Raw genomic sequence first — 14,873 nt, forward strand, 5'->3', positions numbered from 1 at the left:
AACCATCCAGAAGGATATATAGAACCAGATGGTAACAACTATAAATATATTTATCAATACAAAGATCATTTAGGAAACATCAGACTCTCCTATGCAGATAACGACAATGATGGAAAGATCGACGTTCTTAGAAATAATGTAGATATTGATGGAGATGGTGACAATTCAATGGAGATTTTAGAAGAAAAGAATTATTATCCATTTGGGTTACAGCACAAGGGGTACAATAATACAATAACAGGACGGGAACATCTTTATGGATACAACGGCAAGGAAGAAGAGAAGGAATTAGGTTTAAACTGGCACGACTTCGGTTTTAGAAATTATGATGCTAGTTTAGGAAGATGGATGAATATTGATAATCTTGCAGAACAATATCAATCTTTAAGTCCATATAATTATACGATGAACAATCCTGTTTTCTTTGTTGATCCTGATGGACAAGAAGTAGTAATCCATTTTGATAAGACTAAAAATAGATTATATATCTATGATGATGACAAATGGGATGATAATTTAGATACAAGAGCAGTAAGTGCAGAAGAATATAAATTTTCTTTTGGAGAAGATGAAGAAAAGTATAATCAGATACTTGTAATCCATAATGTTTTTTCTGGTGGAAACGATAGAGATGGTGATGGAGAAATTGAATATGGTGCTGATGAAAATCAAAAAGAAATCCCTAACGGTGAATACGACCTAACGGATAATAAATTAGGTGTTAATCCTAATCACTATAGAATAGATTCAAAAACTGATGGGAATCGATACAATGATCGCTATGATGATCCGTCTGAAAGGAATTCCAAAGGAGAATTAAGAGATGGATTTAGATTACATTTAGGAGCTTTGAGCTGGGGATGTGTAACTATATGTCAAGGACCAGAATATAATAAGAAACAAAAGGAATGGAATGTTTTGGATAAAATAATAAAATCCACAAGCAATAGAACTGTTAATGACAGGAAAGGAAAGCATCTTTTAAATCCCTTTTCCAGATTAACTGTTTATGGGACTATTACAGTATCAGGACAGAACCCTAAACCAAAACGAAAAAAAGGTAATTAAATGAAAAAGTACAAATTTGTTATAATCATTATAGTTTTTTGTTCTTTGAATATTGGTTGTAATAGTTGTGATGAAGTTCAAGGAATTAAAATTTCAGAGCTTCTGAGTAGACAGATAGACGACTCATATTGTGAAACGCTTGAAAATGCAATTAAATTAGATAAAGAAGCAATAATTAAGGTTTCAACTTATAAAATTTCAGATGCAGCAGGATATGATCACGGTTATGTTTTGGTTAGTTTAATTGAAAAAATTGGTGAACAAGAATATTTAAAAGCGATAGAAAGTGTTTCCACCGAACAAAAACAACATATTGAATCCTATTTATGGGCAGGTATAGATTATGGGGTAAATAAAATTTATAAGTTCAAAAAGCTTGAAGAATTGTTACCAGAATTGGCAAAATTTTTAAAAAATCGGCAAAACCACCAGCTCACGAAATAGGACATTCCCCTTGCTACCCCGCTACCGCTAGCCTCTTGGCTAGTGGCGAGCAAGAGTATGCTTTACAACTTATAAAGATAATAAAAGCTACTATAGAAATATAGTAACTTTTTGTATTTTACTTCAATGAGCAGAAATTATAAATTTCATAATAAATCAGGTTTATATTTTGTGTCTTTTGCTACGATATATTGGATAGATGTGTTTACTAGAGAACTATATTTATCTATTTTGGCAGAAAATATAGATTATTGTAGAAGAAATAAAGGAATGGAAATATATGCCTATTGTTTTATGCCAAGTCATGTACATTTGGTTTTCCGTTCTACAAACAATAATTCTTCTGGTTTATTACGGGATTTTAAAAGTTATACTTCTAAAAAATTAATACAGGCAATAGAAGAAAATCCACAAGAGAGTAGAAAAGAATGGTTGCTTTGGATGTTTGAAAAAGCAGGGAAAAAGAATCCTACAATAACAAAAAGACAATTCTGGCAACAACACAATAAACCTATTGAACTTTGGACAGATAAAGTGATTGAGCAAAAGATAAATTATATCCATAACAATCCTGTAGAAGCTGGATTTGTAACTGATCCTATAGACTGGAAATATAGTAGTGCCAGAAATTATCAAGATGATCATATCGTATTAGAAATTGATAGTGATGGTTATTTATTAGGATTGATAAAGTAAGAACGATACTAGCCAAGAGGCTAGCGGTAGCAGGGGGAATTAGGGACTATTCTACTTAATAATTGAAGTAATGTTGGACCCACAGGGCTACCTAATACCGTTAAAGGAAACCCAATTAGAGTTTATATGTTTAGCACAAGAGGAAAGAAATTAAAATGGAATTATAAAAACAATAATTAGTGATGAAAAAAAAATTAAAGTGTATTTAGATAATGAATTATATATTAATGAATCATTAGAAAGAAATACATTTGGGCATTTTTTTACTCCAAAAAGCAAGTTTGGGATCCGTGAAATTATTATTGAAAAAGGGGAGCTAAAAAAGAAAATAAAGATTTATAATTTTCTTGTTACTTGGATTTGGATAGATATTAATGAAGAAAAACAAGAGATAGATATATCATATTCATATTTTACACCAACATTAATTTAGATATCGTTTGTGCTGCCCTTGTTAGCGCAAGAATGTTTCTGGTGCTGTTATAGATTGGTGGAATATGAGTACACTAATTTATTTATAAATGCCGGTTTGTAACCAAACAATATATCATAATAAACAATTCAAAACAAAGCTGTATTACAAGTAAGTAATACAGCTTTTGTATTTTATGTTTTAGAAGTTTGATAAAACTTCTAACTTTATCTTTTCTAAATCCTTAAGTAATGCACAAATATTTTCTTCTTTTTTTGATTACTTCTTATTCAACAATAATAGGACAAGTAGATACTGTAGAAATTCAAAAAGATATTGATAAAACTGTATGGTCACCATTCCAAAAAGCGTATGAAGCATTAGATGGAGAGGCATTAAATGCAATATATGCAGATCAAGTGTTACGAGTGACTCCAGAAGGGATTGATACCCAAAATGAATTCAAACGTAAAAACCTTGAACGGCTTAAAGGTTCTAAAGAAAGTAAAACAAGAATCAAGTTGGATTTTTGGTTTGATAGTAGGCATACTAATAAAGATACCTCTTATGAAGTTGGTTTTTATAAAATTGAGATTACGACAAATGATAAAGTCCAATACATCTATGGACAATTTCATATTGTATTAAAAAAGATAACAGGAGTGTGGAAAATCACTCAAGATTGGGATACGACCGCAATCAATGGCAAATCTATAACAGCAGAAGATTTTAATAATAAGAAATCGTTAAAATTTTAATAACTTAAATGTTTGATAACATTTTCTTCTTGAGAAGGTTACTGATGTATGAGAATGATCAAAAGAGGTTCATTATCTGTAATAGAGACATTGTTTTAAATTAATCTTCTGTACATAATGAACTAATCACTACATTTATTTAATGAGAAGAGTTTTTAAATGGCTATTGGAGATAGGAATCATAGGGTTTATTGTTATTATCCTTTTTGAGTTATCATATAGATTTTCCGTCATTGATTTTTATATGCCTGATTTTAAGGCATTAAATAATGAAAAGGAGATGTCCTCAAAAACCGTTGACTATCTGGTATTTGGAGATTCTTTTTCTGCTTCTAAGGAAGGATATGTTGATCTTTTAAGAAAATCTAGCAACAGGACCTTTATAAACTCTAGTGTTCCCGGTATTGGGATTAAACAAGTAAACAGCTTTGCTAGTAGAAGATTAAAAGAGTTTGAACCTAAAAATATTTTATATCAAGTTTATGTTGGGAATGATCTTACTGATGTTAACCAATTAACAAATTATAAAAAGCTATCGATAGCAAGAAATTTGTATTGGGATATATCAGATATTGTTTTAAGTGCCGGGTTTATTAATTATAAACTTAGACATTTAAATTCGAAAAAGAAGATGGTGAATTCTAAGTTTTTTAATACGTCATTTAATGTTGAAAATTATAACCTAAGAAGTAAAATATATCTTAAATCCGATAGTACATACATATATCAGGCAGTTACGATTACTAAGAGTTTTAGAAAAAGATACCTGATTTGGAAGGAAGAATTAGTAAGTTTTTTGAATAAAATTCCTGAGAATACTAATGTATATATCGTTTTTATTCCACATTGTACTCAGTTGAATTCTTTTTATCGAGATAATATTTCTCAGATAGGAGCAATGTTTAATGAAGAACATAAATTCGGCAAAATAAACTATTATTTTTTTGAAAAAGCATCTTTGGATTTCGATAGTTATAAAAATGTGATTTTTCTAAATCCATTACAAAAAATGAGAGAAAGTGATAATATAAATAATCGATTGTATTATCTAAATGATCCCCATTTAAATAGTACAGGTCAACAGGTTTTGACAGAGTACTTAAGAGAGTATTTGCAATTGAATTAATAATTTTAGGGTTAAGTTATTTAAAATTGAACACATTGATATGTGATAAAACTTCTTATAGAAAATTAAACCTTATAATTTATATGAAAGATACAATATTGGTTTTGTATTTTTAACTAAAATATAATTAGTGAGTACATACATTTTAGGTATTTCAGCTTTTTACCATGATTCAGCAGCTTGTTTATTAAAGGACGGACAGGTAATTTCTGCCATTCAGGAAGAAAGATTAAGTAGAAAAAAACACGATGCTGGTTTTCCTCAAAGAGCAATTGATTATTGCTTAAGTTCAGAAAAAATTACCATTGATGATATAAGTTTGATCGCTTTTTATGAAAAACCATTCATGAAATTCGAACGAATTATTGATTCCTATTCTGGTAAAACACCATTTGGTTTTCGATCGTTTAAAAAAGCAATTAAAAGTTGGACTTCAGAGAAATTATGGATTCCCAATATAATCCAGAAGAAACTCAATTATAAAGGAGAGATTATTTATACAGAACATCACGAGGCACATGCTGCATCAGCTTTTTTTGTTTCGCCATTTAAAGAATCTACCATATTAACAATTGATGGAGTAGGAGAACGTGCCAGTATAACTATTGCTAAAGGTTTTGATAATAAAATAAATATTATTTCAGAACAGCAATTTCCTCATTCATTAGGGTTGTTTTATTCTGCTTTTACTTATTACTGCGGTTTTAAGGTGAATTCTGGAGAATATAAATTGATGGGATTGGCTCCATATGGAAAATCAATTTATAAAGACTTGATATATAAGCATTTTATTACTGTTGATGAGAAAGGTGTTTTAACACTTAATATGAAATATTTCAATTATGAAGTAGGATTAAAGATGACAAATAACGCTTTTAATAAAGTTATGGGGCAACCTGCTAGAAAATCAGAAAGTAAAATGTCACAATTTTATAAAGATGTAGCTCGTTCTGCTCAGGAAGTATTGGAAGAAATTGTTATTAAACTTGCTCGATCTGCCAAAGAGATAACCGGATTAGAGAATTTGTGTATGGCAGGTGGTGTTGCATTGAACTGTAAAGCAAATCAGGAATTATTAAAACAAAAGGTGTTTAAAAATATTTGGGTGCAACCTGCATCAGGAGATTGCGGTGGAGCATTGGGTGCCGCGCTAATAGGACATTATCATTATCAAAATAATACCCGTAATCTAATAAAAGATTCTCCAATACATAATGCTTATCTTGGGAACTCTTTCACAGATGATGAAATAGAAAATCAACTGCAAGAATTAGGAGTTCAATATAACCGATTATCCCCACAGACTATAATAGAAAGGACTGCAGCTTATCTAAATAATAAACATATTATAGGATGGTTTCAAGGTAAAATGGAGTTTGGTCCTCGTGCTTTGGGATCCAGATCGATACTAGCAAGTCCTAAATATCAGGATATGCAGTCTCACTTGAATTTAAAAATAAAGAAAAGAGAAGGATTCAGACCTTTTGCTCCTATAGTTATTGAGGATAAAGCAAATGAATGGTTTGATATTAAGGCTTCGTCCAAATATATGTTATTTACATTTAATGTAAAGAAACCAAAAGAAATTCCATCTTGCACACATTTAGATAATACTGCTAGAGTACAAACAGTAAATAAAGAGGATAATACAAAAATGTATGAACTACTTTCTCAGTTTGAAAAATTATCAGGATTACCAATTTTGATTAATACTTCATTTAATGTGAGAGGAGAACCTATCGTGGCAACAGTAGAAGATGCGGTTAGATGTTTTTTTAATACAGATATGGATATCTTGGTTATAGGCAATTGTATAGTAGCTAAAGATGTTAATAGTAATTTTGATATAAATACTCTAAAAGAAGTTACTTATGAATTGGATTAAACTACTATATGCCAAAGCGATAACTAATAGTTCGTTACGTAAAATTCAGATACAGTTTTTAGTAATCTTATTTGTAGCAACCATTGGTGTTATAGGGTATCAGTTTTATATACAAAACTGGACTTTGAATACTTCATTGATAGCAACTGGAGTTATTGCTTTAGTTTTTGGAATTATATATAAAAAACCAATTGTTTTAAAACCACTATTATTGATTTGGTTATTGTTTGGGTTACTCTTAGGAGAAATTACATCTACAATAATATTAGGGTTTATCTTTTATTTTTTATTCTTTCCTATTACTTTTATACTAAGAGTAAAAAATCGTAAAAAACAAACGACGCATCCTCGGTGGATTTTAAGAGAAAACGATCAAATTGATTATAATAAGTTGTATTAAATAAAGAGTTATGAGTTCGAAATTTTCAATTTTTATGGAATTACTAAGCTTTTTAAAACAACGAAAAAAGTATTGGTTAATTCCTATTATTGTTGTCACTGTATTACTGGCAGTATTAGTTTTATTAGGAGAAAACTCTGCAGTAGCTCCTTTTATTTATTCACTGTTTTAAGGTTAGTCAGTTTTAATTTTATTTGAAAAATATAGTTTTTTTCACCGACAACTTTTTTTTCTAATACCAAGTTAAGATCAAGATTTGTAGTGAAAACTATTTCTTTAATTTGATCAATTTCACAATCTTCAGAAAGAATCATATATACAATTGAAGTCGTTGTCATATGATTAGGAAGTTGTGTAAAAAGTTTTTTGAAGTACTCAAAATCTTCGCCACAGAACCAAGCTTTTTCCTTTATTGTTTTAGGCGTTTTGGGATAATAAGGAGGATTAATAATAATATAATCAAAGTATCTATTTGTTAATTGATCAAATAGATCAGAATATAAGATATCTGCTTGGAGATTGTTTTTGTCTTTAGCCTTTTTTAGGTAATCTAATGCTTTTGGGTTAATATCGGTAGCAGTAACCTGAGCTCCTTTTTTTGAAGCATATAATGAAATAATACCTGATCCACAGCCCAACTCCAATAAAGTTTTATTTTTTAAATCTATGGGATTAATAAAGTCAAGTAATATTTTGGTACTTAAGGTAAGGTGCGGAGGAAATACATCTGGATGCACAACTACTTCAATAGCATCATAATGATATTTTCTAGGTTTTAGATAAAACAATCGAAGCCCCATTTTTAAAAATGGATGAGTTATTTTTTTTAGAAAATTTCTCATCATTCAGAATAAAATCCTTGTATCTCTGGCTGCCGATATTTCCAGATTTTATGTAGAGCCTTTATCTCATAAGGGTATTTGTAAATTTGATTTTGATACCGGATACCCGCAACAGTTTGTAATATTTTTTTCTTGATACCTTTAATTCTGAAATCTGACGCAGTGGGATAATACCCATTCAAAACCGTTTCAAAGTTTTTGATTTTATCTACCATTTCCGGTGTTAACCATGGGGTAAGAGGATTTTTACGAAGATCAAATTTTTCCCACTCCGGATTAAGCCAATCTTCCAATTTTTTTGGAAAACTAAAGCCAGCTTGTTGAATTTGTTCGTATAATTCTGACCCTTCTGTAGCAACAGGGCTGTATAGATAAATAATTATTTCAGCTTGTGGATTCAGTTCTTTAATTTCTCTAATAAATTGGATATCCCAGTCTATTTGAGCCATTACTTTTTCTGGAGAATCAGCTGGCATTCCTAATACAAATGAAAATTCAGGTATGATACCTATCGGAGCTAAACGTTTAGCAAAATCTTTGATAGTTTGCCCTGTTTGAGTTCCTCCTTTATTCATTTGTTTCAGGATGTCATCATTGCCAGTTTCTGCACCAAGAAATATCATTTTACATCCTGCTTTTTTCATGGTGATCAAATCTTCATCACTATACTTATTGATAGTATCTATTCTTCCTTCACCCCACCAAGTAATACCATCATTTATAACTAGATTTGAAAATTCTATCACTCGTTTTCGAGAGGTAAAGAAGTTGTTGTCATGAAATTCGATAGCATCGATGCCATAGTTATCTTTAAAATATTTTACATCTTTATATACAGTTTCAGCAGATTTTGCTTTCCATCTACCATTATAAATAGGAACAACTGCACAAAAAGAACAGGTAAAAGGACAACCTAAGCTGGAATGATAAGAGAAAGTTTGCTTCCCTAAAAAGGTTTTACTTAAGTAATGTTTTAGATTGTAAAATTTATTAAGGTGTATATAAGGTAGTGACGGTAAGGTATCCTGATCTAATAACTTTTCTTTAGGTGTTTGAATGATCGTTCCTTCTTTATCTTGATAGATTAGATTTTTGATATTCTTAATTTCTGAGTAATTATTTGTTTCCAGAGCATTGAGGAGTGATGGGAAAGCAACATCTCCAGGACCATTTACAATATAATCCACAAAATCTGCTTCTATACAAACTTTAAATTGATTTGAAGCAAAATAACCGCCCCATATAGTAATACAAGCAGAGAACTGTTCTTTTATCTTTTTTGTATACGGAATTGCCTGTTTGAGTTGTGGCCCAGGCATTACGGTAGAACAGAAATATTTGAAATCTCCTGTATCAAAGTAGCTTTTGATTTTCTTCCAGGGATCACGCTCTAGATTACCATCTACAAAGACAAAATCATATTTTCCATAAATCGAAGCCCCAACCTGAAGTATAGAATTAGGAATTCTATGCTTTGCATTTGCACTTCTAGGGTTGAATATTAAGATTTTATTTTTTTTCATATATTCTTATTAGTTTAGAAGATATACTTAAAAATATGTATTGTAATAATAGTTAATATTTGAATTGATTACTATGTTTTTTGTTTTTATTGTGATTTTATGATAAGAAATGTTTGAAAATATTAGAACTTATAGAATTCATCAGATGTTTTTAACACTTCTCTGAAGAGGAATATTTCTTTTTCTGTAAATTCTTCTTTCCAGTACCCTGAAGATCCTTTTCGAATTAATTTTTTAAGAGAAGAGTCATCTTGGCGCAGTACTTCTTTTTTTCGTTTTCGAAAAGATTGCTTTTCAATACTCTGTTTAATATGATCAGAAGTAGTTACAATATCTAAATACTTCATAATTTTATCACATTCCGTTTTCGGAGAATTTAATAGGTTTTCGTATGTTATAAAAAGAATATTTTTGTTTAAATACCCTTGATAATGTTTTTTCCAAGACGGTTTGAGCCAACGATTCACATTTTTTCCTTTATATAAAACTGCTTGGATCATCCTCTTTTTCTTTTTCTTTAGAGATAAGTTTTGATTAAACTTTTCTCTAAGAAACTGCTCAAGAGTATGTAAACGAATTCTTTTTAAAACAGATATATATCGAGTTGTAAACCTAAAATAGTGCATTCCAGAAATTACTATGTCACGAGGGTCTCTAATAATATAGATCACCTTATGTATGGTTAAATTTGATACGGTATTGATTTCTTGGTATTCATGATGGGATTTAAAACATTGAAAAGAAGAATCTCTATGATTACCCTCTGTATATAAAGATTCAAAATCTTCGTATCCCCAATCACCTCGTAAGGGACATTGGACAAGTTCGGCAACTAATCTACTAATCCAAGTAGTACCACTTTTTGGATACCCAACAATAATGATATTTTTTTTAGACATTTTTGTAATAAAGCAAGTTTCGTATATCGAAGATACAAATTAAGATTAATCACAAGGGAATTATGAATTACTAACTACTAATCCTCATAAAATAATGTTAGAGAGTATAAATAAGAGGTATTGTAATAATGAATAATCTAAAGTCTAAAAATGTAATGTTTATGAGATAATATTTTTTCGTTTAATCCATAACCAAAGAATAATTACAATACTCCATTGTCCTATTGTTTTTAGAATAAGTGCTCCATTAATATTCCAATTTTTGATTAGATAATACCCTAAAATAGCTTGGAATAATGTTAGAAATACAGCCATAATTGCAATTTTAGATTGTAAATTCTTTTTATAATATTCATTGACTAGTAACATATGTAGAAATAAAGGTATCATATATATGAAAGCAAAAGCATAATGTAAAATTGTGAACTGTAATTTATAAATATATTCAATAATAATGTACATACCTCCTGTAATCAATAATGAAAAAGGAAATCCAAGCCAAAACAATTGCTTTTTTAATTTATAGATTAATAAATCTTTTGAACGATAGAAGTTTTTTAAGAATGGATTTAACACAAAAGAACTCCCCATTTGAGCAAGCATTAAAAAGCTTAGAAATACTTGATACTTACTTAAGGTATTAAAGTCAAAAAAAAATGTACCATAATAGGCATCAATTTTTACACGTATCGTTCCTATAACTAGAGGAATGAAAAAAGGAATAGATTCCTTAATACTGTTAAATTGAATTTGGTATTTGATGTTTCTAAACTTCTTAGAATAGTATAGTATATAACATATGAATTTAATACTTTGCATAACACTAATTAAAATAATTAGCTTTTCTATTTGTATACTATTAATTGAAAATAAATACGTAATTAAAAATAGATTATATAGTATCTCTACATATATATTGAATTTAAAATCTCTATGAAATAAGATTAAAACTTTAAATGATTGATTGAGAAATTGTATTCCTATCAAGATAAAAATTAAAATTTCGAGATCTTTAAAAACAGGAATTAAATATAGAATTAGAAAGCAAGGAATGAGTAGTAAACTTCTTGTTATAGTGTTGTTAATCCAGTTTTTATATATAACAGCTGGAGATTGACTAAAAGCTTTTAAGAGATAGTCCCTACTACCAAAACCAAGAAAAAGAATAAAGAAATTGCTCCAGATTAGTATTTCTGAATACCGACCCCATAATTCGCTTGTGTGAAATCGAATAATGATAAATGATAATAAAAGCACAGAAAAAACCCCTAAAACCTGGCTTAAACTATAAAAAGAAATAGTTTTTAATCTGGAACGTATTTTACTATTTTTAATTATCATAAAACTAATCAAATATAGGTGTTATCCTTTTTTTTTGATTGAAGTAAAAAAGTTTGAATCATCTGTGTTAATAGGATTAAAATAAAAAGTATAAACATTACTATGTACTAATGTATACCCTATTTTTATTTGAAAAATGATTAACTAGGATGTTTAATATATAGTATCAAATACCTTTAAAAAGCTTAAACTTAAAACCCATCTTTTTCAAAAAATACATTACAGATACTTTAAGAACTCCTAATCCATATATTACACTACGTTTAAAATTTATAGAAGAAGCTTCTGGAAAATATTTTGTGGGACAAGAAACTTCACCTATTCTCATTTTTTTTAAGCATAGCTGAGCTAATATTTGATTATCAAAAATAAAATCATCGGAATTTTCTTCGAAAGGGATAGACTTTAGTGCATTAGCCCTAAAGCATCGATAACCAGTATGGTATTCAGATAATTTTTGACTCATCAGGATATTTTGAAAAAGTGTTAATATTCTATTCGCAATATATTTGTAAATAGGCATTCCTCCTTTTAAAGCACCTTTATTTAATATTCTAGATCCTAATACTACATCATATATATCATTAGCAATCAGATATACCATAGAAGGTATAAGTTTAGGTGTATATTGATAATCGGGATGAAGCATAACAATAATATCAGCACCTAGATTTATAGCTTTTTCATAACAAGATTTTTGATTACCACCATATCCTTTGTTGTTTTTGTGCACTATGATATGTTTTATACCTAGATCCTGGGCGACTTTTACGGTATTATCTAAACTAGAATCATCGGTTAATATTATCTCGTCAACTATTTCTAAAGGAATCTCATTGTATGTTTGTGTTAATGTTTTTTCTGCATTATAGGCTGGTAGGACTACTACAATCTTTTTATTATTTATCATAAATATTTGATACAATTGAATATCATGTGATTCAAAGATAATATTATAAATATTTTTATTTTATTCTCTTAAAAAATCAATAATTTAAGATTATTTTTGATATTGATGACAATTATTATTAAAAACAAATTAAAGATTGGGATATATCTTTTACCTACATTGTTACTTTGCATATACTTTCTTATAGGGACTTTTTCTAAAACTCTCCATGATTTTGGGAATAGTTACTTCTCTGCACTATTAATGCGTCAAGAGATTTCTCCAGAAAAAATTCTTTTTGATATTTATGATTTTAATAAATATGTCTGGAACCTAGGGTATGAAGGTGAGTTATTAGATTTTTATTTGAATAGTCCATTTACACCAGTGTTTTTTTCTCCCTTTAGTTATATAGAAAACGCACATATGGCAAAGTTTATTTTTAATTGTTTTAGTATAGTTTTATTAATTATTACTATCTATTATTTGGCACAGAAATATCTCAAACAAAATTTTTGGATATTGACTCTATTACCTTTGTTATTTTTCGTTCCTATTAGAAATCAAATACTTTTTGGACAATCATACTTTTTAATTCTTTTTTTGATTGTGTTTGGGTATTATTGTTATACGAATAATAAAGATTTTTTTGGATCTGGATTTCTAAGTATAGCAATACTTCTTAAGTTTTTCCCAGTCTTTTATGGCATACCGTTATTGTTTGGTATAAGATGGAGAGCAATTTTATTGGGAATAGTTATTACTAGTGTTCTTGTAAGTATAGGAATTTATTATACAGGATATGAATTTTGGAAGTATTATTTTCTAGATGTACTAACTAATGCAATTAAAAATAAGAGTACTACCGATTTTCGTTTTACATATCAATCTATTGATGTTTTTTTTAAAACAATTTTTATAAGAGACTCTTATCACAATCCAACAGCATTATTTGATAACACAACATTATATGTTTTTGCACAATGGGTTATTAAATCTTGTATTATTGGAGCAACAATATATTTGAGTTTATTGCAAAAGAAAGAGATGTTTAAACTACTTTCTATATGGGTAGTTACTTTATTTTTATTGCAAAGTAGAACGGCCACATATGCGCAAATATTATGGTTAATACCCGGGTTTGTAATATACCGATCAGATATAAGTATTAAGTTAAAAATATTATTTTTTGGAATCTTATTTTTGATATGTAACTTTCCCTATCATTTATTGAGTTCTCTACCGGTAGTATTTCAATTTACTAGATTATGGTTGGTGATAGTACTATCTATTATATTTTATAGCAGTTTTACGAGAAAAATTGACGTAAGATATTTTTTTTTAGCATTTGTTTTATTAATACCACTTAACCTGAGTGCTTTTAGAAATGTAAAGGTAGATACGTCTTCTTATGTAATTAAAAAGAAAGAACATTTTATGATTTTTGATTATAATGAAAAGGAGGGACAATTAATATATGATGTAATGTCTAAAGGTGGTTTGAAGACTATAACAACAAAAATTCCTATTAAATCATTTATGACAGAATCGTGTAGTATAAAAAATAATCAAGTTTTTGTTAAAGGAAAACAAATAACTTATACGAATTCATTAAAGAAAAAAGCAGTGTTGGTAAATGATTGTGAAGTCTATTTTTTAAGTGACTATAGATCTCGATATGGAGCATTTGCATTAAAAAAGATAAACATATGTGAAAAAGAAAATAATAATTGATGAAGAATTTTTTAAAGTATTACACAAAAGATAGATTGGTATTAGCTTACAAGGAATATCAATTAAAAAGAATTAAAAATGTAGAGCCTATATTAGTATTTACTATGGCAAAAGTAGGTTCATCTAGTGTTTATTCTTCATTAAAAAGATGTACAAATATCCCTACTTTCCATATACATAGTTTAGATGAAGAAGAGGCTAACAGAAATATTAAATTATGTTTTGATCATGGAGTATATCCAGGAAGTAGGACGCCTGTTTTTCTTATTAATAAAGAAGTAATAGAGAAAAATAAACCGTATAAAATTATTTCTTTGTTTAGAAACCCTATAGAGCGTAATATTTCAGCTTTTTTTGAAGCTTTTCAATATCATACGGGAAGCTCTATAAGAAATTATACAGGTTCGATTTTAGATTTAGAAAAGATATATCATAAAAGATTATTACATTTTTATCCAATAGAATGGTATGATAAACAATTTAAAGATGGGACAGGTATAAATGTATTTGATTTACCATTTGATAAAGAAAAGGGTTATTTAATTACTAAATATAAGGATACAGAATTACTTCTTATCAATAGTAGTTTAAATGATAAGATTAAAGAAACAACCATAAGAGATTTTTGTAGAGTAGAACATTTTGAGTTGAAAAATATTAATGTAACAGAAAAATCTAATGTATCTTTATTGTATACTGAATTTAAAAATAAAATTCGTTTTTCAGAAGAGTACCTTTCTTGCTTATTAGATACTAAATACATGAATCACTTCTTTCCAGAGAAAGAAAAAGAAAGATTGTTCAATAAGTGGGTAAAGTAAACATTCAAAGTGGTATTAATTGTTTTAATGAGAAT

The 14,873-nt window shown here is 28.5% G+C and carries 16 protein-coding genes; 11 read left to right on the top strand and 5 right to left on the bottom strand.

Annotated elements, in window-relative coordinates:
• The 9 genes from U0D62_RS24730 to U0D62_RS24770 form a co-directional block, all read left to right on the top strand.
• Nucleotides 1-1,068: RHS repeat-associated core domain-containing protein (locus tag U0D62_RS24730; RefSeq protein ID WP_322290044.1), on the top strand; the 1,068-nt coding region annotated here is incomplete at its 5' end.
• Entirely contained in the window at nt 1,069-1,512 is a 444-nt protein-coding gene (locus tag U0D62_RS24735; protein WP_322290045.1) for a hypothetical protein, read from the top strand.
• A gap of 126 nt (nt 1,513-1,638) precedes the next feature.
• A complete protein-coding gene (locus U0D62_RS24740) occupies nt 1,639-2,208 on the top strand; it encodes an REP-associated tyrosine transposase (RefSeq protein ID WP_322290046.1) in 570 nt (189 codons plus the stop codon).
• A 199-nt stretch (nt 2,209-2,407) separates the two neighbouring features.
• Nucleotides 2,408-2,641 (top strand): hypothetical protein, encoded by a 234-nt coding sequence (locus U0D62_RS24745; protein WP_322290047.1) that lies wholly within the window; start codon nt 2,408-2,410, stop codon nt 2,639-2,641.
• Nucleotides 2,642-2,871: 230 nt separating this feature from the next.
• Complete coding sequence (locus U0D62_RS24750) at nt 2,872-3,378, top strand: nuclear transport factor 2 family protein (RefSeq protein ID WP_322290048.1); 507 nt, start codon at nt 2,872-2,874, stop codon at nt 3,376-3,378.
• A 142-nt stretch (nt 3,379-3,520) separates the two neighbouring features.
• Nucleotides 3,521-4,504 (top strand): hypothetical protein, encoded by a 984-nt coding sequence (locus tag U0D62_RS24755; protein ID WP_322290049.1) that lies wholly within the window; start codon nt 3,521-3,523, stop codon nt 4,502-4,504.
• Between the two features lie 130 nt (nt 4,505-4,634).
• The gene (locus U0D62_RS24760; RefSeq protein ID WP_322290050.1) at nt 4,635-6,389 is read left to right on the top strand and encodes a carbamoyltransferase family protein; all 1,755 of its coding nucleotides are present in this window, start codon (nt 4,635-4,637) and stop codon (nt 6,387-6,389) included.
• Nucleotides 6,376-6,789 carry an SxtJ family membrane protein gene (locus U0D62_RS24765; protein WP_322290051.1) on the top strand — a complete coding sequence of 138 codons (414 nt, stop codon included), beginning with the start codon at nt 6,376-6,378 and terminating at the stop codon, nt 6,787-6,789. Before U0D62_RS24760 ends, U0D62_RS24765 begins: the two co-directional genes overlap by 14 nt.
• A 10-nt stretch (nt 6,790-6,799) precedes the next feature.
• The gene (locus U0D62_RS24770) at nt 6,800-6,961 is read left to right on the top strand and encodes a DUF5989 family protein (RefSeq protein WP_322290052.1); all 162 of its coding nucleotides are present in this window, start codon (nt 6,800-6,802) and stop codon (nt 6,959-6,961) included.
• Here the strand turns inward: U0D62_RS24770 and U0D62_RS24775 are convergent.
• The 5 genes from U0D62_RS24775 to U0D62_RS24795 all read right to left on the bottom strand — a co-directional run bounded on the left by U0D62_RS24775 (nt 6,942) and on the right by U0D62_RS24795 (nt 12,304).
• Entirely contained in the window at nt 6,942-7,631 is a 690-nt protein-coding gene (locus U0D62_RS24775) for a methyltransferase (protein WP_322290053.1), read from the bottom strand. The genes U0D62_RS24770 and U0D62_RS24775 overlap by 20 nt on opposite strands.
• Nucleotides 7,631-9,154, bottom strand: a complete 1,524-nt coding sequence (locus U0D62_RS24780) for a B12-binding domain-containing radical SAM protein (RefSeq protein WP_322290054.1) — start codon at nt 9,152-9,154, stop codon at nt 7,631-7,633. The genes U0D62_RS24775 and U0D62_RS24780 overlap by 1 nt, the downstream gene beginning before the upstream one ends.
• A 122-nt stretch (nt 9,155-9,276) precedes the next feature.
• Complete coding sequence (locus tag U0D62_RS24785; protein ID WP_322290055.1) at nt 9,277-10,053, bottom strand: sulfotransferase domain-containing protein; 777 nt, start codon at nt 10,051-10,053, stop codon at nt 9,277-9,279.
• Between the two features lie 159 nt (nt 10,054-10,212).
• Complete coding sequence (locus U0D62_RS24790; RefSeq protein ID WP_322290056.1) at nt 10,213-11,394, bottom strand: MATE family efflux transporter; 1,182 nt, start codon at nt 11,392-11,394, stop codon at nt 10,213-10,215.
• 166 nt (nt 11,395-11,560) lie between these two features.
• Nucleotides 11,561-12,304, bottom strand: coding sequence for a glycosyltransferase family 2 protein (locus tag U0D62_RS24795; RefSeq protein ID WP_322290057.1), 744 nt, complete (start codon nt 12,302-12,304; stop codon nt 11,561-11,563).
• A 105-nt stretch (nt 12,305-12,409) separates the two neighbouring features.
• Between U0D62_RS24795 and U0D62_RS24800 the strand changes: the two genes are divergently transcribed.
• Nucleotides 12,410-14,017 carry a glycosyltransferase family 87 protein gene (locus tag U0D62_RS24800; RefSeq protein ID WP_322290058.1) on the top strand — a complete coding sequence of 536 codons (1,608 nt, stop codon included), beginning with the start codon at nt 12,410-12,412 and terminating at the stop codon, nt 14,015-14,017.
• The gene (locus U0D62_RS24805) at nt 14,017-14,838 is read left to right on the top strand and encodes a putative capsular polysaccharide synthesis family protein (protein WP_322290059.1); all 822 of its coding nucleotides are present in this window, start codon (nt 14,017-14,019) and stop codon (nt 14,836-14,838) included. The genes U0D62_RS24800 and U0D62_RS24805 overlap by 1 nt, the downstream gene beginning before the upstream one ends.
• Nucleotides 14,839-14,873 lie beyond the last annotated feature (35 nt).

Origin of the sequence: Aquimarina callyspongiae (assembly GCF_034322225.1) — a bacterium.
Lineage (GTDB): Bacteria > Bacteroidota > Bacteroidia > Flavobacteriales > Flavobacteriaceae > Aquimarina.